Genomic DNA, 25509 nt, shown 5'->3' on the forward strand with positions numbered 1-25509 from the left:
AATTAAACAAATAAACACATAACGCATTTTTGAGTAATCGAAAAACACTCATTCTTGCCTAAGATTAACGATAACCCATGATATTTGTGGAAAATTGCACAAAAGTCACAGCGATTATGGAGAGTGAAGAATTATGACCGATTCAGCAGATGATCTTGACGCATTGTTTGAAGAAATGGCAAGCCAGCGCCAGGAAGCGGAAGCGTCCAACGCATCAGGGACAGAAACAGCTTCAGTTACGACAAGCAATACGTTAATGCAGGTTGGCGAGCAGCCGCCGAAACTGAATCCACGCAACACAGACATCGAATCTACTAAGCCAATATTTGATCGTTTAGGTAATGTAGTCCGCATGTTGCATGATTCTATGCGACAGCTCGGCTATGATCGCTCACTCTCCGATGTCGCGATTCAGGTAGCAGATGCGCAGGACAGGCTGCAATATGTCGCAACGCTGACTGAACAAGCGGCAAATAAAGTCCTCAATGCGACAGACCTCGGAATGCCGGAGCAGGACGAGCTTGCAAAAAAAGCGAAAAACATGGACGTACGCTGGACTGATCTGTTTGAAGGGAAGCTCAGCGTAGAAGAATTTAAAACACTGGCCTCGGACTCTAAAGCGTTTGCCAATGCAGTTCTGACTGCGACGGATGCAGAGAAAGCTCGCCTTCTCGATATCATGATGGCACAAGATTTTCAGGATCTGACCGGTCAGTTGATCAAGAAAGTCGTTGCGATTAATAAGGCAGTAGAGCATGAATTAGCTCAGATACTTCTTGATAATGCACCGACGGAACTGAAAGAGAAAGCAGTCGAATTAATGGAAGGGCCATCCGTACCGAACGCAGCACTGGAACAGGATGACGTAGATAATCTTCTTGATAGCCTGGGTTTCTGATGGATGATATGCTCAAAGAATTTGTCGTAGAGGCTCTTGATCTCGCGACAAACGTGGAAGAACACCTGCTGTCTCTGGAGCGTAATCCGGACGACATGAACACGCTGAATGCTGTCTTCAGATCATTCCACACGATCAAAGGTGGCGCAGGCTTTATGAATCTGACCGCCATGGTTTCCGCATGTCATTTAACGGAAAACCTGTTTGACGCGTTAAGAACCGGACAAGTCGCTGTGACTCCGGAAGCGATCGAGGCAGCGCTAGAGGCCAGCGGTTTTGTCGCCGATCAGCTTACAGCACTGAATAACGGCGTCCCGCCTGAGCAACTGTCGACCATGCCAAAGGCACTGGAAGCGATGCTGACAGATGCGATTGAAAGCAAAGGTATCAGTAAAAAAGCCGCAGCGCCCGCATCTCATGCAGTAGCCACACCAGAATCAGTGGTTACCGGAGCAGTTCCGCCATCAGATAATAATACCGATGGAATCAACTGGGAAGCATATTACAGAGCGGTAACTCCTGAAGGCACATTACCAGAGTCAGCGCCGGCTGTCGCGGCCACTGCTCAGAAAGCGCCATCAGCAAAAGAAGAACATGAAGCAGTTAAATCTTCTCTGTCGAGTGCAGATGTCAGACATAATGCTCCGGCGAAAGAGGAAAGCATACGGATCGACGCCGTAAAGCTGAACGTACTGCTGGAGGTTGCCGGCGAATCAGTACAGGCAGCAAACCAGGCTGCGGTATTACTGGAAAAATTATCGCAATTTAAATTTGACGGTCAGGCCGCGCCTTTGATGGCAGCGCTGACTGAGACGCTCACCCGCGCCTCCCGCTACTCAACGGAGTTGCAACGAGCAACGTTGGCGACCCGAATGCAACCAGTCGGACGCCTGTTTCAGAAGTTCCCTCGTTTGGTGCGCGAACTGGCAAGAGACCTTGGCAAAGAGGTGGATTTAAATATCGAGGGAGCGGAAACAGAAGTGGACCGCGTCGTTGTTGACAGTCTTTACGATCCGCTGGTACACATGTTGCGCAACGCGCTCGATCACGGCATCGAAACTGCAGAAGAACGTCTGGCAAGCAACAAAACAGCCAGGTCCACCATTTCACTGAAAGCATGGCAAGAAGCCAGCAGCGTCATGATTGAAGTATCCGATGACGGCAAAGGTATGGATGCGCAACGATTGCGGGAAAAAGCAATTTCTAAAGGCCTGATCAGCGCACATGATGCGCGGACTGATGATGAGGCTTTCCAGCTGGTATTTTTGCCTGGCTTTTCTACCAAAGAAGTCGCGTCCAGCGTATCGGGACGTGGCGTGGGTATGGATGTCGTTAAAACAGCAGTAGAACGTCATCGCGGTGCGATCCGCATTTCATCTGAGTTGGGCAAAGGTACAACGTTTTTAATCCGCTTGCCAATTGAACTTTCCATCGTTCCGACGATGCTCGTACGTACCGATGGAGCTTCACTGGCACTTCCTATGGCTACTGTGCAACGTGTAGTGGAATTACCCGAGACATTTGAAAGTGTCGGCGGTCAGCCTGTACTTCGCGACCTTGGCCGGCCGTTGCCGGTGAAATCCTTAGGTAAAGTGCTCGGTTATACGCCTTCGTCTGAACGGGTCGGCATTGTTATCGCTGCGCCAAATCCTTATATTTTATCGGTAGATTCGGTAGATGGAACCGCAGATCTGGTGATCAAACCCCTGACCTGCATCAGCACCCCTGGTATTACCGGTACCGCCCGCTCCGCTGAAGGTGAACTCGTTCTGGTCACCAGCCTATCTTTCCTGATTGACGGCTGTAAAGTACGCGAGATGATGACAGCTTAATCTTGTCATACTATCACTCAACTAGGGTTTCATTCTGACCAGAATGAAACCCTTATATTTTTCACGTCGCTTAGTAAGTTCAGCAACTCTCCCTACATTGCCACGGGACAAAAAACAGAATTTCCCGTACTCTGTCAGAATAACGGCATTCATATTCATTCTTTTGCGTAATGCCTCCATCATCATTAGTACAGCAAGTAACTGATCTGGATAATTTTTTGCAGCCCAGCATGTTCTCAAGCCTGCCGGCGAATTTCTTTACCCATCTGCAACCAACTCCATTGCCGCAACCTTACATCATCGCTGTAAGCAGAGCCGCTGCAAAACAATTCAATCTGGCTCCGGAATCCCTGCGTGCGCCAGGATCCGTCGAAGCACTCACAGGCAACACTGATATTCGTGGTGCCAATCCCCTTGCCAGTGTTTATTCCGGTCATCAGTTTGGCGCATGGGCCGGGCAACTCGGTGATGGCCGCGCGATTCTTTTAGGCGACGCGATAGACAAACACCAGCAACGGTTTGAAGTGCAGCTAAAAGGCGCCGGCCCAACTCCCTACTCCCGCTCCGGCGACGGACGTGCCGTGCTACGATCCTCGATTCGTGAACTACTGTGCTCCGAAGCGATGTATGCACTGGGAATACCAACATCCAGAGCGTTGGCAATCACTGGCTCCGATCAGGGTGTGATGCGAGAAACGGCAGAAACCAGCGCCGTTGTTACCCGACTCGCTCCCAGCTTTATCCGTTTTGGATCATTTGAGCACTGGTACTATAACAACCGCCCTGACGAATTAAAAATTCTGGCGGATTTTGTGATCAGGCATCACTATCCTGAAGCGCTGAAACAACCTAATCCCTATCAGGCATTCCTCAGTACAGTAACAAAAAAAACAGCTGAATTAATCGCCTGCTGGCAGTCAGTCGGATTCATGCACGGGGTTATGAACACGGACAACATGTCCATTCTGGGCTTAACGCTGGACTATGGTCCGTTTGGATTTATGGAAAAGTATGATGAAAGGCACATTTGCAATCATACAGATCAACAAGGCCGATACTCCTACCGTATGCAACCTACAATCGGACACTGGAATACACATGCGCTCGGCCAGGCATTACTTCCACTGATAGGCAGTGTAGAAGATACGCAACTGGCACTGGATTGTTACTCGTCCTCCTTTTCAAATAAATGGGAAGCATTGCTACGTAAAAAACTCGGATTATTGACCATACAAAAAGACGATAAGGAACTGACTGATCAGCTATTCAATATCATGCAGGAAAACCATGCTGATTTCACACACACCTTCAGATACCTGAGCCACCTCGAAAATCACGCCAGCTCAAAAGACGACGATTTCGTCAGCTTATTCAGCAATACTAAAGCCGCGCTTGATTGGCTGGAACTTTACCGGGTACGGCTGGTCTCTGAAGGCAGTCAAGCAGAAGAAAGACACCGTCGTATGCAAGCAAGCAATCCCAAATATGTTCTGCGAAACTATCTTGCACAAATTGCGATTGAAAAAGCACAGAATAAAGATTTCAGTGAAGTCCAGAAACTGTTGGCAATTCTCGAACACCCTTTTGATGAACAACCAGAGCATCATCAATACGCAGATGAACCACCAACTTGGGCGCAACATCTCGAAATCAGTTGTTCATCGTAGTCGAAAGAAAATATGAATAAAATACATAAGACCGATGCCGAATGGCGTGCTCAGCTTGATCCTGTTGAATATCAGGTCACCCGTCACGCCGCTACAGAAAGAGCATTTACCGGAAAATACTGGGATCATCACGATATCGGTATTTATACTTGCGTATGCTGCAACACGCCGTTGTTTGCATCTGATGCAAAATTTGATTCTGGCTGTGGATGGCCAAGCTATTTTCGCGCACTGAATCCAGCAAATGTACTGGAAAAACTGGACACATCTCATGGCATGACTCGCACCGAAATTGTGTGTAATATCTGCGACGCCCATCTAGGGCACGTCTTCCCAGACGGCCCGCCGCCGACAGGATTGCGTTATTGCATCAATTCAGCATCCTTGAAATTTGAACCTTTGCCAGAGTAATTTTTAATGAAATTTTTATTTGATGTATTTCCCGTTATTCTGTTTTTTGTGACATTCAAATGGGGGGAAAACCACCCTGAAGCTGCCCAGGCATATGTGAATGAATTTCTGTCTGGACTTGTATCCGGTGGTGGTAACTATCAGGAAATTGCACCTATTCTGCTTGCGACCGCAGTGACGCTGGTAGCATCAGTATGCCAGATCGCCTATCTGCTTTTAAGCAGAAAAAAAGTGGATGCCATGCTGTGGATCTCATTCATCATCATCATGGTATTCGGTAGTGCAACCATTTACTTTCACAGCGAGGCATTCATTAAATGGAAACCAACTGTTCTCTACTGGTGTTATGCCTCAGCATTTCTGCTGGCACAGTTTGGCTTTAAGAAAAATCTGATCCGTACTGCAATGGAATCTCAGGTGAAGCTCCCTGAACATATCTGGTCTCGCCTCAGTATTGCGTGGATCTGCTTTTTTCTAGTAATGGGAATCGCGAATCTGCTGGTAGCCTACAATTTCACGACCTCAGCCTGGGCAAATTTCAAGCTGATATCCATGATAGGAATCATGCCTGCATTCGTTATTATTCAAAGCTTATTTTTAACAAAATACATGGAAGAAACTGAGTCATGACCCGTTTTGAAAAATTACACATACGTCTGACAGAAAATTTGCATCCTGTACTGTGTGAACTTCAGGATGACTCCCATGCACATGCAGGGCATGCGGGTGCCGCCTCAGGGGGAAGTCATTACAGTTTGAAAATAATTTGTCCTCAATTTGAAGGCTTAAATCGCATTTCCCGCCATCGTCTGGTGTATGATGCCATTGGCGATATGATGCACACGGAAATTCATGCACTGGCGATCAGTGCACTTGCTCCGTCAGAGATACCGACCTAACCTAAGCAGTTTACTTATAATCCGTTTTTTATTTTGTTATTTTAGGAACAGACAATGACTTTTAAACCTGCTCATTTGCTGGTAGTACTTCTTGCCGCAGCAGTGCCTGCAATGGCTCAAAATCTCGCTGTAGTTAATGGCAAAGCAATTCCCTCTTCTCGCGTAGATGCCATGGTCAAACAACTGGCGTCACAAGGTCAGCAGGACAGCCCGCAGTTGCGCGCAATGGTGAAGCAAGAGCTGATCAATCGTGAAGTACTGATGCAGGAAGCGGAAAAATCCGGCCTCGCATCGAATGCTGAAGTAAAAAATCAATTAGAAATCGCACGTCAATCCTTGCTGATCCGTGCACTGATGATTGATTATGTAAAGAAAAATCCAGTTTCCGACGCCGAAGTACAAGCTGAATATGATAAAGCGAAAGCACAGGCCGGCGACAAGGAATACCACGCCTACCATATCCTGGTAGAAAAAGAAGATGAAGCTAAAGCGATCATCTTGAAGTTAAAAGCCGGCGCTAAATTCGAAGAATTAGCTAAGCAATCAAAAGATACAGGCTCTGCAGCAAAAGGTGGTGATCTGGATTGGGCGACACCGGCGACATTTGTTCCAGCATTCTCCCAGGCAATGACTGCCCTGCAAAAAGGACAGTTTACTGAGACACCGGTGAAAACTGAGTTTGGCTACCACATCATCAAATTGGATGATATCCGTACCGCAAAATTCCCGACACTGGAAGAAGTCAAACCACAAATCATTGATGGTCTGCAGCAACAAAAAGTACAAGCTTATCAGCAAGCATTAGTAAAAAAAGCAAAAATCCAATAATCGCAGTCAGATTAAGTCAAAAAAGAGGCGCATTCAGCGCCTCTTTTTATTTGTGATGCAAACAAATTCCCTTGCCAAGCAGCAAAAACTAACAAGGGGGCGAAAGCCCCCCTTTCCTTTACTCAACGCCAGATCATCCGACCCATTTTCTTGCGTTACGGAACATGCGCATCCATGGTGAGTCATCGTTCCAGTCATCAGGATGCCAGGAATGAATCGTTGTACGGAACACGCGTTCAGCGTGCGGCATCATTACTGTGAAGCGACCATCCAGATTCGTCACAGCAGTAATCCCCTGTGGTGAACCATTCGGATTATACGGATAACTTTCAGTAGCTTCGCCTTTGTTGTTAATGAATCGCATTGCCACTTGAGCCTTTGCAATATCACCGGTAGTCGAAAAGTCAGCAAAGCCTTCACCGTGAGCAACGGCAATCGGGGTTTGCGTACCCGCCATGTCACTGAAAAAGACTGAAGCAGAATCCGTCACCTCGACCATAGAAAAACGTGCTTCAAATTGCTCAGATTTGTTCTTGGTAAATTTCGGCCAGGCTTCCGCTCCGGGGATAATTGATTTCAGATTACTCATCATCTGGCAACCATTACAAATACCCAGACCAAATGTGTCAAGTCTGTGGAAGAACTCTGAGAATTGCTGAGACAACATCGCGTTAAACAAGATAGTTTTTGCCCATCCTTCTCCAGCTCCCAATACGTCGCCGTAGGAGAAACCACCGACAGCAATCAAGCCTTTAAAATTATTGAGACTGGTACGACCAGCAATCAGATCGCTCATGTGCACATCAACTGACTCGAAGCCTGCCTTGTGCATGACATAAGCGGTTTCGATATGAGAATTCACACCCTGCTCGCGCAGGATCGCCACTCTGGGACGAACACCGGTGGCAATGTACGGCGCAGCAACGTCATCATTGATGTCGAATGTCAACTTAGGCTGCATGCCCGGATCTTGCACGTCACTGATACGAGCGTATTCAGCGTCAGCACAAGCCGGATTATCGCGCAGACGCGCTATCTGCCAGCTGGTTTTACTCCATGTCTGATGAAGTTCAGATCTGCGTTTTTTGAATATCTGCTTTACGTCACGGTAAAACTCGATAGAGTCACTGGTAGTCGGCTTACCGATAATGTGGCTGCAGGCACCGAGATTGTGTGACCGCAACACATCCATAACTTCAGAGCGTTGTTCAGTACGGACCTGAATCACGGCCCCTAACTCTTCATTAAACAGTGCCCGCAATGTCAGATCGTTTCTTCTTTCGGCGACCTGCCCTGCCCAATTTTTCGCATCCCCCTGATCTGCAGCGTGTTCGGCTTCCATCACCAGGATGTCAAGATTAATGACCAACCCTGCTCTGCCAGCGAATGCCATTTCACATAAGGTCGCGAACAAACCACCGTCAGACCGATCATGATAAGCCAGCAGCTTATCTTCGCTATTTAACTGTTGAATAGCAGCGAAGAAAGCTTTGAGATCAGCCGCACTGTCAACATCAGGCCCCTCGTTGCCTATCACTTGCATCACCTGTGCAAAAGACGATGCACCAAGGCGATTTTTACCACGGCCAAGGTCGATCAGGATCAGACTCGTATCTCCCTTATCAAGGCGCAATTGCGGAGTCAGTGTCTTACGCACATCATAGACGGGAGAGAATCCAGAAATGATTAATGAAACCGGTGACATGACTGACTTATTGTTATCACCATCTTTCCATGTGGTCCGCATAGAAAGAGAATCTTTTCCGACAGGAATACTGATACCAAGCGCCGGACACAAATCCATACCGACAGCTTTCACGGTATCAAACAGGGCAGCATCCTGACCCGGCTGACCGCAAGCCGCCATCCAGTTTGCGGACAACTTAATGTCTGAAATATCTTTGATCGGCGCGGCAGCTATATTCGTAATCGCTTCACCAACGGCCATACGCCCCGAAGCAGGCGCATTGATGACTGCGAGCGGCGTGCGCTCTCCCATCGCCATTGCTTCACCCAGGAAGCCCTCGAAACTCATCGTCGTCACCGCGCAATCAGCCACAGGCACTTGCCACGGACCGACCATCTGATCACGTACGGTCGTTGCACCTACAGTCCTGTCACCAATCGTAATCAGAAACGATTTATCAGCAACTGTAGGTAAACTTAAAACGCGCTCTGCCGCGTCATCAAGACTGATCCCCGTCAGATCCAGCGGCTTATAGGATGTCTGCAGACGTTCAACATTTCTATGCATTTTGGGAGGTTTACCCAGCAACACATTCATCGGCATATCAACAGGTGTATTGTCGTGCTCCGGATCAATGACCTTCAATTGCCGTTCTTCAGTTGCCGTACCGACTACCGCGAATGGGCAGCGTTCTCTCTCACAAAAGCCCCGGAAAATATACAGATTTTCGGGAGCAATTGCCAGCACATAACGTTCCTGGGACTCGTTGCTCCAGATTTCTTTCGGAGCCATACCGCTCTCTTCAAGATGAACTTTGCGCAGATTAAAAATTGCTCCACGCTTTGCATCGTTAGTGATTTCAGGAAACGCATTCGACAAGCCACCGGCACCGACATCATGAATCGATAAAATAGGATTTGCGTCCGCCATTTGCCAGCACGAATTGATCACTTCCTGCGCACGCCGTTCCATTTCTGGATTACCACGTTGAACCGAATCAAAATCGAGATCAGCAGTATTGGTTCCCGTAGCCATTGAGGAAGCCGCGCTACCACCCATACCAATACGCATGCCCGGACCACCGAGCTGAATCAACAAACTACCTGCCGGCAAATCATTTTTCTTGGTATGTTGCGCAGAAATATTACCAATACCACCAGCGATCATAATGGGCTTGTGATAACCATACACTGTACCATCGAGATTCTGCTCATAAGTACGGAAGTAGCCTCCTAAATTAGGACGACCAAATTCATTGTTAAATGCAGCACCACCCAACGGACCATCTATCATGATCTGCAATGGAGATGCGATGCGGTCGGGTTTCCCGTAAACAGCGTCTGTTTTTGCGCCGCCATTACAATCAGTCTCATTTTCCCAAGGCTGAGGCATTCCCGGGAGAGACAGATTAGACACGGTAAACCCAGTCAAGCCAGCCTTAGGTTTCGCGCCTCTGCCGGTTGCCCCTTCATCACGGATTTCACCACCTGCGCCGGTAGAGGCGCCAGGAAATGGTGATATTGCGGTCGGATGGTTATGCGTTTCGACCTTCATCAGAATATGGGTTAATTCCTCAGACAATTCGTAACTACCTGCCTTACTGTCACGAGGATAAAAACGTTGTATCTTAGCGCCTTCGATAATCGAAGAATTATCGCTATAGGCAACGACCGTTCCCTGCGGATGCAGTTCATGGGTGTTCTTAATCATCTGAAACAGAGACTTATCTTGCCCCGCACCGTCAATTGTCCAGTCAGCATTAAATATTTTGTGACGGCAATGCTCGCTGTTTGCCTGTGCAAACATCATTAATTCGACATCGGTAGGATTACGTTTGAGCGTATTAAATGCATCAACGAGATAATCGATTTCGTCATCAGATAAAGCGAGTCCGAGCTCCGTGTTAGCAGTCAGCAAGGCATTTTTACCACCGACCAGAATATCAACAAACTCCAGCGGTTTGGCTTCCAACTCAGAGAACAGTGCTTCAGCGTCATTGAGACTCGTCAACACCATTTCCGTCATACGGTCATGTAGTAAAGCAGCAATCGCCTCCCGCGAGGACTGTTTCACCTCTTTGGCTCCCCCAAAAAAGCCAGTTTTTACTTGTACAAAATAACTGATACCCCGCTCAATACGATGCACCTGATGCATACCACAATTGTGTGCAATATCAGTTGCTTTACTTGCCCACGGAGAAATCGTGCCAATGCGAGGAATAACGATGAAAGTTTCACCCTCCTGAGATCCATTAAAACGATCGCCATAAACTAATAAGGCTTCAAGACGTTCAATATCATTTTTTTGCAATTCAACGCTGACATCAACAAAATGCCGGTACCTTGCAGTGACGCCGATAATATTTGCATCGACTTCCTGCAAACGATTCAGAAGATTGGATGTACGGAAAGCAGACAGGGCATTGGAGCCTGGCAATATCAACATGGCTAGAGGAGTAGTTGAGGCAATAGCAGGAGACCGTTTTTCTCTAACTATCGCTGGTTGGATGAGAAAACCGTGATTATACCTTGATGCCCTTACAGGCTCCAGAAGACATCGCTCATAAATCCAGTAAATGTCTGAATTAATTGGTAAAAATCAGAGTATTACCGGATTCTCTGGTCAGTTTGAATTCGGGAAAATATTTCTTTTGCCTGAAATCTGGCAGATCTTCTTTCAGAACCAGCAGCGCAACCTTCTGATTCTCGAGCTGAGCCTGAAACTGAACATCACTGACAACAATATTATTTTTATGTAGCTTGTTGCCCCAGAATAAATCACTGCTTCGGCTGTCAACTATTCTGACCGGCGTCTTTAAATAAAATGGCAACGATGACTGGTGCTCGAAGACCCGATATAAGACGACTTCAGAATGTGGAAAGTCTTTCCTGAGCCATGCCGCAACTTCTTTTGTAGAGACGTAATTCTTTCTAACATCAGCCACTTGCAAGATAACCGGCAAACACAGCATCGGAATTAAAATGTATAACAACAAACCCCATTTTCGTACACGATAAGAGAAAAACGTCACCAGAACTGATGCCGCTAACAAAATTTCGGCAACATAACGGGTAAAAATACCCTTAACAAACAAACCGTTCAGAGCCTCGTTTTTTACTCCCAACAACCACAGATTCAATGCTAAAAATAGGATCGATAACAGGACACCCGGCATTATCAATCCCCATTTACCGCCGAATTTCACCTCTTCCAGCATCAATGCCATTTGAATAGCCGCAAACGGCATCACGATCACCAGATAATAATTTGCTTTAGCACTGGACACCGAAAAAAATACCAACGGCATCAACCAGGCAAGACACAGGAACAAATGAATTGCCCGCTGACGTACACCATCCGCCCGCGCAAACGCTAAGACCGGAAGGAAGAATGACCACGGGAACAAAAACAGCAACACTCGCGGAATGTAATACCACCAGGCACCCGCATAGTAATCGTGCGGCTCCCGCTTACCTAAAAACCTGAGGATATGTTCATTAATGAAGTAAAACCATGGGAAGATCGGCTCAACCATCATTGCTGCGATATGCCAGGGGGCTGCGATGAGGAGAAACACCAGCAATCCACGCCAGTGAAGACATTCAAAAACACGAGACAGAAAATTTCCCGGTGACGTTGAGCTTACGGAAAGATAAGCCCCCATAACAGCAGAGAATAAAATCAGTGCAACGAATCCTTTGGCGAGCAGAGCCAGTGCCAGCATTGCCATACAAATGTAAAGGAATCGCCGTTGCTTCCTCACGCAGAACAAGTATCCCGACATCACCGCCGCAGTCAGCAAAACAGTCAGCAACATATCGAACATCAGGGTACGGGACATCGCGGTAACGCCGAGACTACTGATAAAAATAAGTGCCGCCAACCCGCCAGCGTTCTTTCTCTCTATCGTTTTTGTGAACCATAAAATCAGGCACACGCATCCAACACTCGAAAATACAGGGACCAACCTGGCAACCCATTCAGATTCGCCAAATACCGCAAAACATAGTGCCGTCAGCCAGTACAAAAGAGGAGGCTTCTCCATGTACGGCAGCCCATTCAGATGGGGGATAATCCACTGGCGCCAGTCACCGGAACGCAACATTTCACGGGGAATTTCTGCGTACAAGCCCTCGTCGTTATCCAAGATAGGATAACTACCCAGTTTAAAACTCACAAAATAACAAACAATACCCCATACCAGCCAAAGAGGTATTTCTGGAAATTGAATGTCAATATTGCGCTTCATCAGTGTTTATAACGAATCAGTAAATAAAAAAACGGCAAGCATAAGGGCTTGCCGTTTTCGCCAGTCAGTGGCGTTACGCAGCTGTCGCTACATTTTTTGCCCATACTAAAGCAGCCAGATGCGCTGTATTGACGTCCTCAGCAGAAATTTTTAATGATTCAGCCAAAGAACCAACCAACATAGTATTCAACTCACATGCTTCGGCCAACGCAAGATAAGGCCCGAAAACGCCATCTCTGGAAATCAATGCTTCAGTAACCACTTCAGGTAACTGAATCGTTGAGAGTACATCTTCCATCGGCAAGCCAAGCAGACGGTCAAGCAAAGAAAACATCCCTGCGACAAAAAGATTTTCCGCTTCAGATTTTGGCATTTTCATTTGACCAAGTAACTCGGCAAAACGACCGCGTACAATTGCGGTTTCCAGCAGAACAGGCGAATATCCGCTGGTACTCGCTGTCGCCAGCAAAACAGTCAGCCATCTGTAAAGTGGACTATAACCGAGCATCTGCACGGCATGCTTCAGGGACTGAATTTCAGTACGCAGACCAAAACCAGCAGAATTAATGTAGCGTAACAACTTGTATGCCAGAGTAGCGTCGCGTTTTACAACCAGCTCCAACTGCTGTACGTCAGCATTCTTTCTGACCATTTCCATTAACTGCAATATTGTGGTCTGCGCTGGGTTAAGGCTCTTTGGCGCAGTGCTTGGTCTCGGAATCAAATGTAATTTTCCGACAAAACTATCCAAGCCTAAAGCGGCACAGGCATCAAAATCCTGCCAGGTAGACACGTTACGTGCCACCATCTTGACCGATGATTGTTTTAATGCTGCATACATCTTTGCCTGGGATGCAAAATTAGCTGCATTTAATTGCACTTCAATATGAGACACAAATGCAAAAAATGAGCGCTCCAGAGTAGTTACTTCCGCCCCCCGGAGGCAAATACCAAAGCCTAAAGCCCTGAGCTCTTTTACCGCAGCCAATGTCGCTTCATCGGCAAAATATTTCTTATGCAAAATCAGAACGGTATTTTTTGGGGGAAATGATTTAAGTCCGTCAGCATGTAACAGCTCAGGATGCGCCTCAAGAAATACTAAACTGTCAGCCAGCAGGAAGCCATCATCATCATTCAGGTGACCTGCTACAAACTCCAGTAAATAATCGAGATTTTGGCTGTCAAACAGAGCAGCGGAATCAGCTTGCTGCCATGAAAACTGAAAACCGATAACACGTTGCTTAGGATCAAGTAATGGTTCTCTTAAGATGAAATGATCTTCAATCATATTGAATTTTATTATTTATTTAACCACAAAGACAAATCATCAAAACAGATCACACAGGACAGCTCATTCTTTGAATGATGCCGACTGACAACAACATTTTTGTCTTCAGGATTTATAAAGGTAACTTAAAAAAAGAACGTCAACAGCTTCTTTTCAAAGACATCAGACTGAGTTCAGTGGATCAGTTGCAGAACACCCATTAAGTAAGCTGCAACTGACCACCAAAAAACTAACCATGAGACCAACACCGTCCGGAAAATATTTCGGATGAGTTTTGTGACCGATAGATATCTAAACTCATACAGATCCGGAATAAGGGACTAATGGCTCAAGCCCCCTTACCCAGCTTCTCAAAGATTTTTGAAAGTTTCTCATCCAAAGTTGCAGCAGTAAATGGTTTCACGACGTAGCCATTCGCGCCAGCCTGCGCAGCAGCAATGATATTTTCTTTTTTTGCCTCTGCTGTAACCATCAAAACAGGAATTTTAGAAAGCGCGGGATCGGCACGAATGTGTTGCAACATCGTGAGACCATCCATATTAGGCATATTCCAATCAGAAATAATAAAGTCGAAGTCGCCATTTTTTAATTTCGCCAACCCCATCGCTCCGTCTTCAGCCTCATCCACATTGGAGTAGCCTAACTCTTTAAGCAAATTTCTTACTATGCGACGCATAGTAGAAAAATCGTCCACAACTAAAAATTTCAGGTTTTGATCGGCCATGAATTACTCCATTATTATTTCTTTGAATACAATTACTAATATTATCGGTCAATTTACGAACTAGAGGTGGGTTAAATTGCATTTAAGCACGAATCTTAACTCATCAAACCCTGAGTGCCCTGCTTCCATGTGTTGCCAAGTAGTGCAAGACCTTTGACGGCAACTCATTTAATGGCGCAACTTCATGGGTTGCACCGATTGCAATTGCTTCTCGAGGCATTCCAAATACTACACAGGTTGCCTCATCTTGCGCAAAATTATAAGCACCCGCGTTTTTCATTTCCAACATGCCAGCAGCACCGTCTTTTCCCATACCAGTCAATATAACACCAACAGCATTTTTACCGGCATAAGCAGCCGCAGACCGGAACAAAACGTCGACCGATGGACGATGTCTGTTGACTGGTTCACCCGCATCCAGTTGAGTTACATAATTAGCACCACTGCGGGCAAGGAGTAAATGTGAATGCCCTGGTGCAATGTATGCATGCCCCGGTAAAACACGCTCGCCACCTACAGCCTCGGATACAGAGATTTTGCATAAGCCATCAAGTCGCTTCGCGAAAGAGCGTGTAAAACCCTCAGGCATGTGCTGAGTAATCAAAATACCAGGACAATCTGACGGCATTTGTACAAGAAAATTCTTTATCGCCTCAGTACCGCCGGTAGACGCCCCAATGATAATCAGTTTTTCACTACTGGTTAAAGGGTTTCTCACCATTGGTAAAGCTGCCGGGGAATCTTTAGTGTGGTCAATCGCCGATAATACCCGGGGGCGAATTTTTGCTTTAGATGCGATCCGAATCTTATCGGCTATCAGCTCCGCATAATCAAGCATACCACTTTGAATAGAGATTTTTGGCTTCGAGACAAAATCGACAGCCCCCAACTCTAATGCCCGCATTGTAATTTCCGATCCCCGCTCAGTGAGCGAAGAAACCATAATGACAGGCATCGGCCTTAACCGCATGAGGCGCTCAAGAAAATCCAAGCCATCCATCTTTGGCATTTCAACGTCCAGTGTCAGAACGTCTGGATTAGTCTGCTTGATCAACTCTCTGGCGACCAAAGGATCGGGTGCGACACCTACAACTTCCATATCCGGCTGGCTGCGAATAATCTCACTCATTACACTACGTATGAGCGCAGAATCATCAACAATTAATACTTTTATTTTCATCTGGAAAGATTCCATATCCACCTGAAATATAATAAATTTTCAGGTCAAAATTAAAACAAATCGACTTCCCCGCCCACAGAGGTTGTTTTTAAGCGACTTGCATAATCCTGCTCACGTTTTCTCAGCGTGTCATTGTGTTCTACTTTTAATTTTTTAACGAGAACCTTACCAGTTTTTGGAAAAAAATAGACTTTACGAGGGTATATGTCGTTAAGATCCTCGGCGACCACACGCATGCGTTCCGCTTTTAAATAATCCAAGACAAACTTCGCATTTCTCTCGCCGACATTGATAGCAGTAAAACCTCGTAAAACATTGCCACCACCAAAGACTTTCGCTTCCATGTTTTCTCGTTTAGCCCCTGCTTTAAGCAACTCATTGATCAGTACTTCCATCGCATAAGTACCGTAACGCATAGAAGCCGAGACAGGATTATCAGCGTCGCCACCGGTGTCGGGAAGCATAAAATGATTCATTCCTCCAACACCTGTCACACGGTCACGTATGCAGGCAGACACACAGGAACCAAGAACTGTCACGATCAGCATATCTTTGTTCGTGAAATAAAACTCTCCCGGTAAAATTTTTGCAGCATCACAATCAAACGTTCTGTCAAAGTAAACGTTGGTCGCAAAATGCTCTTCACTTAACTGACTCATAAGCTACCTTTGTGCAAAGGATTTGTTGCGACTCTCTGATGACCTGCATGACCAGAAGAAAGCTCGTACACAGTTTTCCCCTTCAACTTGAAATCATCCGAAACGTATAAAAAATTCTCAGAATGTCCCGCAAACAATAATGCATCCGGCTTCATCAAAGGTACAAACTTTCTGAGAATCTTCCCCTGTGTTGGCTTGTCAAAATAGATCATCACATTACGACAAAAAATAGCGTCAAACTCTCCCGACAGCGGCCAACTATCAGCAAGCAAATTAAGCTGCTTGAAAGTAATCATATCGATGAGCTCCTGCCTTACCCTGACAAGTCCATCCTGACTGCCTTTTCCTTTAAGAAAAAATTTTTTAACCCTGTCCGGAGACAATTTTTCTATTCTGTCAATGTTATATACACCCTTCGATGCTGTATTCAGAACATTGGTATCAATATCTGTCGCCACAATATGTGCAGGAGGGCGCAAAGTACCGAATGCTTCACAAAGAGTCATGGCGATTGAATAAGGCTCTTCACCGGTAGAACTGGCAGAACACCAAATCTGGATAGGCTGCTTACGATGTTTTACGAAATCTGCAAGAATCGGAAAATGATGCTCTTCCCGAAAAAAAGATGTCAGATTCGTAGTCAGAGCGTTGGTAAAAGCCTCCCACTCAACACTATCGTGCTCCCTTTCCAGACTGTTCAGATAATCAGTGAATGAATTTATTCCGGTCGCCCGTAAACGCCTTGCGAGACGACTATAGACCATCTCCTGCTTACTGTCGGCGAGGGATATACCCGCCCGCTTGTATATCAGCTCTCGTACGCGATCAAAATCACGAGAGTTAAACTCAAACTCTTTTGAGTTTTCCGATCTTTCTTTCGCGCCAATATTTCTCATCAAAATGACTCTCAATAACTAAACTCAGAACTTATTCAGCACCAAAGAATACAAGCATCAGAATACAACACTGGTATCAGTTGAAAAATCAGAACTCTTCCCACGAATCGTCTGTTGTCGCAACTTTTTTCAGGCTAGATTCCTCCGCACTTTTCACCGAAGAACTCAGAGCAGCGGGTTTGGGCTGATTTGGCTTTGCAACTGTCTCACGGTACTGAGCAACAGGTCGGACCGCTGGCTGCAGTGAGTTCGACACTTTAAATACACTCACAGCTCTCGCCAACTCAACCGACTGTTCTTCCATACTTTCAGCCGCCGCAGCCGCCTGCTCAACCAATGCTGCATTTTGCTGAGTCATTTCATCCATCTGAGTAATTGCCTGATTGACTTGCTCAATCCCTGCACTTTGCTCCTGACTTGCAGCAGCAATTTCACTCATGATATCGGCGACATGCTGAACGCTGGTGACAATTTCATCCATCGTTTTTCCAGCCTCGTCAACCAACTTACTACCCTGCTCAACCTTATCGACTGAATCATCAATTAAGGCTTTAATTTCTTTTGCAGCACTAGCACTACGTTGAGCCAGATTTCTCACCTCTGCCGCAACAACCGCGAAGCCCCTTCCCTGTTCACCTGCCCTGGCTGCTTCAACCGCAGCATTTAACGCGAGAATATTCGTCTGAAAAGCAATGCCATCAATGACGCCAATAATATCGACAATTTTTCTCGAACTATCTTTGATCGATCCCATTGTATTCACAACCTGTCCGACGACTGCGCCACCTTTGACCGCAACACCGCTAGCAGACACAACTAATTGGTTTGCCTGACGCGCATTGTCAGCATTCTGTTTGACCGTGCTTGTCAGTTCTTCAATTGAGCTGGCCGTTTCCTCCAAAGAACTTGCCTGGGATTCAGTACGACGGGACAAGTCCGCGTTTCCGGATGCAATTTCCTGAGCAGCGAAAGTAATTGTTTCCGTGCCTTCTCTCACTTTGCCAACGGTAGTAGCCAGGTTACTGTTCATGTTTTTCAAGGCGAGCAATAACGAGGAAACTTCATCATTTCCGACGACGGCTATATCGCTGCGCAGATCTCCGCTGGCAACAGTTTCTGCCAGACCAAGAGCTTCGGATAAAGGCTTTGTAATGCTGTTCGTCAGAATCCACGCAATCACAGCACCAATAAGGAGCGCGACAACCAGAATCGTATAAAGAATATAAGACAGTTTTTTAGCCGCTGAGTCTGACTTTTCAAAGGTCTGAGCAGTAGCAGCAGACTGCAGCTCAACCAGTTTGTTAATTTCAATAATTTGCTTATTACTGATTGGCTCTAATACAGTGGCAATTATTTTTATTGCGCCTTCCGCATTAAATGCCAGAGCCTGTCCGACCGCATCTTTAAAAGGACCTGCAGCCTCTTTATCCAGCTTCGCGATTTCATCAACTATCTTTTTTTCATCATCGCTCAGCCCCAACGCTGAAATTTTTTCTTTGGAATCATCGTATAACTTACGTTGCGACTTAACACGTCCTTCTTCTTTTTGCATCTCTGCGACATCCGACTGAATACCGATGTTACGCATCGCTATTCCACTTTCGTACAGAGAACTTTTCATCAGATTAGCGAGTATCTGTTTTTCCTTCGCCAATCGCAAATTCTCTAACATGTCTTTTCGATTCGACGCATTCAAGGAGTTGACCAACAACATGACAACAACGATTCCGCCAAGAATAAGAGCAAAACCCAAAGCTAAACGAGTACCGATTTTCAAATTACGTAAATTCACAACTATCTCCCCTGAGCCACAGTTATTCTGTTTTTATTGTGGTGTTAAAATAAAAATTTACTACTTACGCTAATTGGTCAACGAGTCCCATTTCCGGACTGGACATTAATTTATCGATATCAACCAAAATCAGCATGCGATCTTCTAAGGTTCCTAAGCCGATCAGAAAATCCGTGCTGAAAGTTGTACCCATTTCCGGAGCTGGTCTAATCTGACTAGGTAATAAAGTGGTGACGTCTGACACACTATCGACCACCATCCCGACAATTCTGCCTTCAATATTTAAAATGATGACGACCGTAAACTGATCGTAAGTCGGGCTTCCCAGATTAAACTTGATTCTCATATCTACAACAGGAACGATAATTCCACGCAGATTAATGACGCCCTTTAAAAACTCCGGAGCATTTGCAATCCGGGTAACAGCCTCGTATCCGCGGATTTCCTGTACTTTTAAAATATCGATACCGTATTCCTCGTTTCCCAATGTAAAAGCAAGAAATTCATTGCCCGCAACATCTGCATTTCCTTCCTGAGAGGACGATTTAGTTTCGTTGGCTGCTTGTGTCAGTTGTGACATGTTCAATCCTTTATTTACGGTTCTAAATATGACTATCTATTTGAGCGAAGTAATGCAGAAACATCCAGAATAAGAGCAACACCACCATCGCCCAAAATTGTTGCCCCAGAAATTCCCGGGACTTTTTTATAATTTGACTCAATATTTTTAACAACGACTTGTTGCTGCCCTACCAAATCATCAACAAATAAAGCGGCTTTTTTTCCATCTACCTCAACGATAACGAGAATACCTTCTGAGGGATTAAGAAATTTAGGAGTCAGATTAAAACGCTGATAAAGTGGAATCAAAGGCAAATATTCTTCTCTAACCTTAACAACGGTACCCTTACCACTAATCTCTTTCACATCCACTGCGGCAGGTTGCAAAGACTCGACTACAAAACCAAGCGGCAGAATATAAATTTCGTCGCCAAGCTTTATAGACATTCCATCCAGAATCGCCAACGTCAAAGGCAGCGAAATAGTAATCGTCGTACCCAATCCCGTTGCCGAGCGAATGTCAACGACACCACCCATCGCAGAGATGTTTCTCTTCACCACGTCCATGCCCACGCCACGCCCTGAGACATCGGTCACGATTTCTGCGGTCGAAAATCCTGGGGCAAAAATAAGCTGCCACACGTCAGAATCTGTCATCGAATCTGGTGCCGCCAAACCATTTTCACGCGCTTTCGCAAGGATCTTTTCGCGGTTCAATCCACCACCATCATCACTGACTTCTATGACGATATTTCCCCCTTGATGCACGGCAGATAGGGAGAGTTTTCCGGTTTCAGTTTTACCGTTTTGCGTTCTGATTGCAGGTATTTCTATCCCGTGATCGATACTATTGCGCACTAAATGCGTTAAAGGATCAACGATTCTTTCAATCAAACCTTTATCCAGCTCAGTCGACGCGCCATGGGTAATGAACTCGACTTTCTTACCTAGCTTGGTCGCAAGATCTCTTACCATCCGGGGAAAACGGGAAAAAACATAATCCATAGGCATCATGCGAATTGACATGACTGCTTCTTGCAGATCCCGGGTATTCCTCGTTAAATGCGCGACACTGCCTAAGATCCGTTCGTGAACAATAGGATCTAATTCTTGCGTTCTTTGCTCAAGCATTGCCTGAGTAATAACAAGCTCTCCGATCAAATTAATGAGCTGATCAACTTTTTCTATTCCGACGCGAATCGTTGAGGTCTCTTGAGCAGAGACATGCTTTTCTGCATCTTTCTTAATTATATTTTTCTTTTCAAGATGATTTACAGGCGTGGAAACACCCTCCGTTTGACTTGGAGGCGCGCCACTGTTTTCGGCACCCTGAGCAGGCTCCTGCGGAGGAAACATAGAATCTAGAGGCTCAAAGAAACCGTACCCTAATTCATCTTCTGTCTTTGCCTGATTTTCCTCGGGGGTTTGAGTAAGAAGCGGTACTTCTGTGACGGTAAAACAATCAGGGGTCAAGATAAACAAACAGATCGACACAATGTCGTTTGCGGCTTCATTTGTACTCAGGTAAAAAATCGTTTTATCTGCTTCAGATTCAATGTTAGAAATTGATCCAAGCAACCCCAACTCAACTTCTAAAGCTTTGGCATCATTTGCATTTAAACCTGTCATTTCAATTTTGAACGCAGATTTGTGTTTGGTGCCATCGGGTGTAATCAACTGAACTGGAGGCGGAGAAACCGAAGCAGCCACAGGCACAGGGTCATTCGAAAGAGACTGCAGAAGCATCCGGACGTCAGCAACGGCATCCTGATCCACTGGAGTACCAAGCCGGTGACCATCAACCTGCATTTTCAGAATATCTTTGGCAATGAGAAATGCATCAACGTGCTCAGCAGTTAAAGCCATTTCACCTTTTCTGATTTTATCCAACAGAGACTCTAAAACATGAGTTACCTCGCTCATGTCATTGAGTCCAAAAGTAGATGCTCCACCTTTTATAGAGTGAGCTGAACGAAAAATGGCATTTAGGTCCTCGGGCTCCGGGGACTGAACATCGACGGCAAGCAGCAGCTTTTCCATTTCGGCAAGAAGTTCATCTGCCTCGTCAAAAAAGACCTGAAAAAACTGACTCATGTCAATCGTCATTATTTAACTCCGGGATATACATTAATAAACTGACGCTCAGCCTATTACTTTTTTAACGACTTCCGTGAGCTTTTGAGGGTCAAAAGGCTTCACCAACCAACCGTTTGCACCAGCTGCACGTCCTTTGGATTTCATGTCATCACTCGATTCGGTGGTCAACATCAGAATTGGCACTCTTTGATATGTAGCCAACCCCCTTAAAGATTTAATCAAAGTCAAACCATCCATTCTCGGCATATTCTGATCAGTCAAAACAAGATCTACGACTTGATTCCTAGCCTTTTCAAGACCATCTTGCCCATCAACAGCTTCAATCACCTGATACCCGGCAGCCTTTAAACTAAAAGCAACCATCTGCCTCAGTGAACCAGAGTCATCTACCGCTAAAATTGTTTTGGCCATAATTACTCCATTTTTCGTATTAAATACAACGTGTCTGAGCGCTTGCAGAGCAATTTAAAACAACTCAACATCTCCGCTTTCCAAATGTTTCTGATGAACAGCCTTTCTCAACAAATTCTGCAAATCAGCACTTTGTTTTTCCAGTCGGGTGGTGGTTTCTTTCAAAAGACAAGCGATATCCTCGCTTTCAATGTCCAGCGTGACGTCCCCCCCAAACAGCCCCAGCGTTGTCAACACCTCTCTGAGTCCCTCGCAGCGCTGCATCGTTCGGGAAAGTAACTGACTCGTCATATCCTGAAACTGCAGGCCAGTCACTGCGGCATTAACATGTGTAGCAATCTCAAGCTGAATTGCCTTCAATCTGTCGCTTGTAGCGCCAGAAATCACACTAGAATCAATGAGCTGCTGAATTTCTTCTTGCTCCTTCAGAATTGCAGCATGAAGCGCGAAAAAGCTGGCACTCAGTTTTTCAATCGCCTCTCCAAGTAAAATTGCCGTTTGAGTAAGATCGGTTTCCACTTCAGAAAGATGGGCGTTGCCATGATCTGACACTCCGGCTAACAACTGCTTTACCTGAGAACTTAACAGTTTCTTTTCGGACATCTTAAGCATCCTCTCTGCATAATTTTTCAACAGCCAAGTGCAATTCAAGGTTACTTTGCAGACTTAACAGAAACTTCCGTGCCTGAATCTGGCTGACTGACCACCTCAACTGCACCTCCGTCTTGCGAAGCGGATTCTTCAGCTTTTTTATTCATCACGATAATACTAATTCTGCGATTAATCGGATTGAGCGGATCTTGCTTATCAAATAAAACAGATGAGGACAAGCCTACAACGCGCAAAACCTTAGACTCATCCATTCCGCCATAAATCAGCTCGCGGCGGGATGCATTTGCGCGATCTGCAGACAACTCCCAGTTACTGTATCCCTTTTCTCCCAGCCCATAAGGAGCAGAATCAGTATGTCCGGACAAACTGATTTTATTGGGGACCTCGTTCAATGCCTTACCTATTTCATGCAGTATCTCTTTTGTGTAGGGTTGCAGTTCGGCTTTCGCCAATGCAAACATCGGGCGATTCTGCTCATCCACCATCTGAATACGCAACCCTTCAGTCGTTATATCCAGTAACAACTGCTTTTTATACATCTTCAACGTGGCGTTAGACTCGATTGCTGCTTCGATTTTTCCTTTCAAAGCTTTAAGCCTATCGGCATCAGCTTTTGCTAATGCAGCCTCAGCAGCCTGAAGGTTATACGAGCGCTTCTGGGACTCAATATCTCCCTTGCGATTCTGCCCCTCACGCAAACTAAGATCCTTCCCACCACCTTTAATTACGCTCGAACTATCACCGCTACCATCACCGCCAGCCATAGCAACTTTTAACGGTGTCTGAAAATATTCCGCGATACCTTGCAAATTTCCCTTTGCTGTAGAACCAAGGAGCCACATGAGGAGAAAAAATGCCATCATCGCTGTCACAAAATCAGCATAGGCAATTTTCCATGCACCACCGTGATGACCACCACCAGACTTTTTTATCCGCTTTACTATTATCGGCCGCAGCTCTTCATTTGCCATTGGAAAACCTTAGAATCACTATTTTGACTTCGATTGTTTTATATGCTCTTCCAACTCGCTAAAAGTTGGTCGCTCAGTTGAATATAAAACTTTGCGCCCGAACTCGACAGCTAATGCGGGAGCATAACCATTTAAACTGGCAAGCAAGGTTACTTTTATGCATTGAAATGTTTTTGATGACTCCTCCAATTGCTGCTCGAGCAAACTAGCCAAAGGTGCCACAAATCCATATGCAATCAAAATACCCAAAAAAGTACCAACCAAGGCATGGGCAATCAAAATACCAAGCTCCGCAGGAGGAATACCGACCGATTCCATTGTGTGCACTACCCCCATCACAGCAGCGACAATACCAAACGCCGGCAAACCATCTCCTAGTCTGGCAATAAAATGAAAAGGCATCGCTCCTTCGTGATGATGCGTTTCCAATTCATTATCCATAAGATTTTCAATCTGAAAGGCATCCATATTTCCTGATACCATCAGTCTTAGATAATCACAGATAAATTCCATCATATGATGATCATGGACAATAGAGGGGTATTTACTAAACAAAGGACTTTCTTCTGGTTTTTCAATATCCCCCTCAATCGACATCAACCCTTCTTTCCGCACTTTTGTCAGCACATCGAAGAGCATGGTCATCAGTTCCATATACAGGGCTTTTGAATATTTGGATCCCTTGAAAACGTTAGGCAGCGTCTTAATTGTTGCTTTTAAATTCTTAGCGTTATTTCCCACAAAAGAAGCGCCAAGAGCAGCACCACCAATCATGAGTAGCTCTAATGGCTGAAACAAAACAGCAAGATGCCCACCTGCTAGCGCATAGCCACCAAACACAGACCCTAAAATTACAATATAACCAACAATAACTAACACGGAAATTTACTCCCTGACTGGAAAATTACGCTCAAATATCTTACGTCAATCATATCAGCCCAACTGATAGGAATCATCAGAAATTGATGCAAATCTATGCGGGAATGACACTTCTTTTAAAGAATCGAATACAAACATCACATTTGCCACACATACAACACCTCCCCATTTTCATTCATTTGAATTTCGAAACTCGGGGGCTCACCATCGACAGGAAACTCATAGCTCATAAAAATACTTCCAGGCACCATTTCATATTGCACCTTTTTCCAAATTTCCGACATCACTACAGGCGACAAATAAACAAAAACAACATCAAATTTTTCAAAATTTAAATGTTCATAACTCCCAAGTTGAAATTTGACGTTCTCACAGCCCAAGATTTTTGATCTTAAAAAGCTAAACAACCAGGGAACCGAGGAAATTTCTATGCCAGTTAACTCCCAGCCTGGCCTGCGCTCAGACAAATCGATAAGCAATCCACCAAAACCACTGCCAGCATCAAGCAAGTGCAACTTTTTCTTATCAGGGAGAATATCGAGAAGTGTTTCCGACAGAGATGGATGAGATGGAAAATATGGCACTCTTGTAGTGAAAGTAGTGCCAAAAATAAAAAAAAGAAAAAGGAATACCGCCAAGCTCAACGCAGACGAAATCTGCAGATACAACCCGAGAGCGACTCCAACGGGGAAGATGAACGCGATCGCACACCACCACCATTCAGACTTGAACAACAGAGCGATAAAAAGGGAGAGAAATGAGTGAAATGACAGAAGAAAAAGGAAGGCCCGCGAACTAAAGATATAACCAAAGTATTTTTTGGCAATAAAGGCAGAAATCAAACAAAAAGTAAGTGATACAACTTGGACTAATAGTGCCTTTAAGACTGGATATTTACCCCAGGCACTCGAAGGACTATAACTTTTGTGGCTAACATGCGATGCCTCCAAAAGCGCCTCCTTTTCAAT

At 45.4% G+C, this 25509-nt stretch carries 22 protein-coding genes; 7 read left to right on the forward strand and 15 right to left on the reverse strand.

All coding sequences use genetic code 11. The features are described 5' to 3' along the window. Window positions 1–133: 133 nt before the first annotated feature. The 7 genes from ACPAOP_RS11955 to ACPAOP_RS11985 all read left to right on the forward strand — a co-directional run bounded on the left by ACPAOP_RS11955 (window position 134) and on the right by ACPAOP_RS11985 (window position 6535). Entirely contained in the window at window positions 134–898 is a 765-nt protein-coding gene (locus ACPAOP_RS11955; RefSeq protein ID WP_423681647.1) for a protein phosphatase CheZ, read from the forward strand. Beyond that, on the forward strand, window positions 898–2730 hold the full coding sequence (locus ACPAOP_RS11960; protein ID WP_423681646.1) for a chemotaxis protein CheA: 1833 nt from the start codon (window positions 898–900) through the stop codon (window positions 2728–2730). Before ACPAOP_RS11955 ends, ACPAOP_RS11960 begins: the two co-directional genes overlap by 1 nt. 230 nt (window positions 2731–2960) lie before the next feature. Further along, window positions 2961–4397 (forward strand): protein adenylyltransferase SelO, encoded by a 1437-nt coding sequence (locus ACPAOP_RS11965; RefSeq protein ID WP_423681645.1) that lies wholly within the window; start codon window positions 2961–2963, stop codon window positions 4395–4397. Between the two features lie 12 nt (window positions 4398–4409). Beyond that, a complete protein-coding gene (gene msrB, locus ACPAOP_RS11970; RefSeq protein WP_423681644.1) occupies window positions 4410–4808 on the forward strand; it encodes a peptide-methionine (R)-S-oxide reductase MsrB in 399 nt (132 codons plus the stop codon). A 6-nt stretch (window positions 4809–4814) separates the two neighbouring features. Beyond that, window positions 4815–5438 carry a septation protein A gene (locus ACPAOP_RS11975; protein ID WP_423708175.1) on the forward strand — a complete coding sequence of 208 codons (624 nt, stop codon included), beginning with the start codon at window positions 4815–4817 and terminating at the stop codon, window positions 5436–5438. Then, window positions 5435–5707, forward strand: a complete 273-nt coding sequence (locus ACPAOP_RS11980) for a BolA family protein (RefSeq protein WP_186885535.1) — start codon at window positions 5435–5437, stop codon at window positions 5705–5707. The genes ACPAOP_RS11975 and ACPAOP_RS11980 overlap by 4 nt, the downstream gene beginning before the upstream one ends. A gap of 54 nt (window positions 5708–5761) precedes the next feature. Further along, on the forward strand, window positions 5762–6535 hold the full coding sequence (locus tag ACPAOP_RS11985) for a peptidyl-prolyl cis-trans isomerase (protein WP_423681642.1): 774 nt from the start codon (window positions 5762–5764) through the stop codon (window positions 6533–6535). 133 nt (window positions 6536–6668) lie between these two features. On the opposite strand, the gene purL is transcribed toward ACPAOP_RS11985, so the two are convergent. The 15 genes from purL to ACPAOP_RS12060 all read right to left on the reverse strand — a co-directional run bounded on the left by purL (window position 6669) and on the right by ACPAOP_RS12060 (window position 25491). After that, window positions 6669–10667 carry a phosphoribosylformylglycinamidine synthase gene (purL, locus tag ACPAOP_RS11990; RefSeq protein ID WP_423708176.1) on the reverse strand — a complete coding sequence of 1333 codons (3999 nt, stop codon included), beginning with the start codon at window positions 10665–10667 and terminating at the stop codon, window positions 6669–6671. Between the two features lie 139 nt (window positions 10668–10806). Next, on the reverse strand, window positions 10807–12471 hold the full coding sequence (locus ACPAOP_RS11995) for an ArnT family glycosyltransferase (protein ID WP_423708177.1): 1665 nt from the start codon (window positions 12469–12471) through the stop codon (window positions 10807–10809). A gap of 73 nt (window positions 12472–12544) precedes the next feature. Beyond that, the gene (locus ACPAOP_RS12000; RefSeq protein WP_423681637.1) at window positions 12545–13759 is read right to left on the reverse strand and encodes an EAL and HDOD domain-containing protein; all 1215 of its coding nucleotides are present in this window, start codon (window positions 13757–13759) and stop codon (window positions 12545–12547) included. Between the two features lie 328 nt (window positions 13760–14087). Further along, window positions 14088–14483 carry a chemotaxis response regulator CheY gene (gene cheY, locus ACPAOP_RS12005; RefSeq protein ID WP_423681635.1) on the reverse strand — a complete coding sequence of 132 codons (396 nt, stop codon included), beginning with the start codon at window positions 14481–14483 and terminating at the stop codon, window positions 14088–14090. Between the two features lie 103 nt (window positions 14484–14586). Further along, a complete protein-coding gene (locus ACPAOP_RS12010; RefSeq protein ID WP_423682265.1) occupies window positions 14587–15663 on the reverse strand; it encodes a protein-glutamate methylesterase/protein-glutamine glutaminase in 1077 nt (358 codons plus the stop codon). Window positions 15664–15713: 50 nt separating this feature from the next. Further along, complete coding sequence (cheD, locus tag ACPAOP_RS12015; protein ID WP_423681634.1) at window positions 15714–16322, reverse strand: chemoreceptor glutamine deamidase CheD; 609 nt, start codon at window positions 16320–16322, stop codon at window positions 15714–15716. Continuing rightward, a complete protein-coding gene (locus ACPAOP_RS12020) occupies window positions 16319–17218 on the reverse strand; it encodes a CheR family methyltransferase (RefSeq protein ID WP_423708178.1) in 900 nt (299 codons plus the stop codon). The genes cheD and ACPAOP_RS12020 overlap by 4 nt, the downstream gene beginning before the upstream one ends. A gap of 88 nt (window positions 17219–17306) precedes the next feature. Next, the gene (locus tag ACPAOP_RS12025) at window positions 17307–19010 is read right to left on the reverse strand and encodes a methyl-accepting chemotaxis protein (protein ID WP_423708179.1); all 1704 of its coding nucleotides are present in this window, start codon (window positions 19008–19010) and stop codon (window positions 17307–17309) included. 64 nt (window positions 19011–19074) lie between these two features. Further along, the gene (locus ACPAOP_RS12030) at window positions 19075–19590 is read right to left on the reverse strand and encodes a chemotaxis protein CheW (protein ID WP_423681631.1); all 516 of its coding nucleotides are present in this window, start codon (window positions 19588–19590) and stop codon (window positions 19075–19077) included. 32 nt (window positions 19591–19622) lie between these two features. Then, window positions 19623–21677, reverse strand: a complete 2055-nt coding sequence (gene cheA, locus ACPAOP_RS12035; protein ID WP_423708180.1) for a chemotaxis protein CheA — start codon at window positions 21675–21677, stop codon at window positions 19623–19625. Window positions 21678–21713: 36 nt separating this feature from the next. Next, window positions 21714–22079: a response regulator gene (locus tag ACPAOP_RS12040; RefSeq protein ID WP_186885547.1), complete on the reverse strand. Its 366-nt coding sequence runs from the start codon at window positions 22077–22079 to the stop codon at window positions 21714–21716. A 54-nt stretch (window positions 22080–22133) separates the two neighbouring features. After that, window positions 22134–22682, reverse strand: coding sequence for a chemotaxis protein (locus ACPAOP_RS12045; RefSeq protein WP_423708181.1), 549 nt, complete (start codon window positions 22680–22682; stop codon window positions 22134–22136). A 50-nt stretch (window positions 22683–22732) separates the two neighbouring features. Beyond that, complete coding sequence (gene motB, locus ACPAOP_RS12050) at window positions 22733–23662, reverse strand: flagellar motor protein MotB (protein ID WP_423681628.1); 930 nt, start codon at window positions 23660–23662, stop codon at window positions 22733–22735. 18 nt (window positions 23663–23680) lie between these two features. Further along, window positions 23681–24541, reverse strand: a complete 861-nt coding sequence (gene motA, locus ACPAOP_RS12055; RefSeq protein ID WP_186885550.1) for a flagellar motor stator protein MotA — start codon at window positions 24539–24541, stop codon at window positions 23681–23683. 137 nt (window positions 24542–24678) lie between these two features. Continuing rightward, complete coding sequence (locus tag ACPAOP_RS12060) at window positions 24679–25491, reverse strand: class I SAM-dependent methyltransferase (RefSeq protein WP_423708182.1); 813 nt, start codon at window positions 25489–25491, stop codon at window positions 24679–24681. Window positions 25492–25509: the final 18 nt, after the last annotated feature.

It is taken from the genome of Undibacterium sp. WLX3042, from assembly GCF_049544825.1.
GTDB lineage: Bacteria > Pseudomonadota > Gammaproteobacteria > Burkholderiales > Burkholderiaceae_D > Undibacterium.

Coding starts and splice junctions, on each gene's coding strand:
- purL (WP_423708176.1), bottom strand. CDS start 10,667: ATGTTGATATTGCCAGGCTCCAATGCCCTGTCTGCTTTCCGTACATCC.
- ACPAOP_RS11985 (WP_423681642.1), top strand. CDS start 5,762: ATGACTTTTAAACCTGCTCATTTGCTGGTAGTACTTCTTGCCGCAGCA.
- ACPAOP_RS12045 (WP_423708181.1), bottom strand. CDS start 22,682: ATGTCCGAAAAGAAACTGTTAAGTTCTCAGGTAAAGCAGTTGTTAGCC.
- ACPAOP_RS12020 (WP_423708178.1), bottom strand. CDS start 17,218: ATGAGAAATATTGGCGCGAAAGAAAGATCGGAAAACTCAAAAGAGTTT.
- ACPAOP_RS11980 (WP_186885535.1), top strand. CDS start 5,435: ATGACCCGTTTTGAAAAATTACACATACGTCTGACAGAAAATTTGCAT.
- ACPAOP_RS12030 (WP_423681631.1), bottom strand. CDS start 19,590: ATGTCACAACTGACACAAGCAGCCAACGAAACTAAATCGTCCTCTCAG.
- ACPAOP_RS12040 (WP_186885547.1), bottom strand. CDS start 22,079: ATGGCCAAAACAATTTTAGCGGTAGATGACTCTGGTTCACTGAGGCAG.
- msrB (WP_423681644.1), top strand. CDS start 4,410: ATGAATAAAATACATAAGACCGATGCCGAATGGCGTGCTCAGCTTGAT.
- cheA (WP_423708180.1), bottom strand. CDS start 21,677: ATGACGATTGACATGAGTCAGTTTTTTCAGGTCTTTTTTGACGAGGCA.
- ACPAOP_RS11965 (WP_423681645.1), top strand. CDS start 2,961: ATGTTCTCAAGCCTGCCGGCGAATTTCTTTACCCATCTGCAACCAACT.
- ACPAOP_RS11975 (WP_423708175.1), top strand. CDS start 4,815: ATGAAATTTTTATTTGATGTATTTCCCGTTATTCTGTTTTTTGTGACA.
- ACPAOP_RS11995 (WP_423708177.1), bottom strand. CDS start 12,471: ATGAAGCGCAATATTGACATTCAATTTCCAGAAATACCTCTTTGGCTG.
- ACPAOP_RS11960 (WP_423681646.1), top strand. CDS start 898: ATGGATGATATGCTCAAAGAATTTGTCGTAGAGGCTCTTGATCTCGCG.
- cheY (WP_423681635.1), bottom strand. CDS start 14,483: ATGGCCGATCAAAACCTGAAATTTTTAGTTGTGGACGATTTTTCTACT.
- ACPAOP_RS11955 (WP_423681647.1), top strand. CDS start 134: ATGACCGATTCAGCAGATGATCTTGACGCATTGTTTGAAGAAATGGCA.
- cheD (WP_423681634.1), bottom strand. CDS start 16,322: ATGAGTCAGTTAAGTGAAGAGCATTTTGCGACCAACGTTTACTTTGAC.
- motB (WP_423681628.1), bottom strand. CDS start 23,662: ATGGCAAATGAAGAGCTGCGGCCGATAATAGTAAAGCGGATAAAAAAG.
- ACPAOP_RS12010 (WP_423682265.1), bottom strand. CDS start 15,663: ATGAAAATAAAAGTATTAATTGTTGATGATTCTGCGCTCATACGTAGT.
- ACPAOP_RS12000 (WP_423681637.1), bottom strand. CDS start 13,759: ATGATTGAAGATCATTTCATCTTAAGAGAACCATTACTTGATCCTAAG.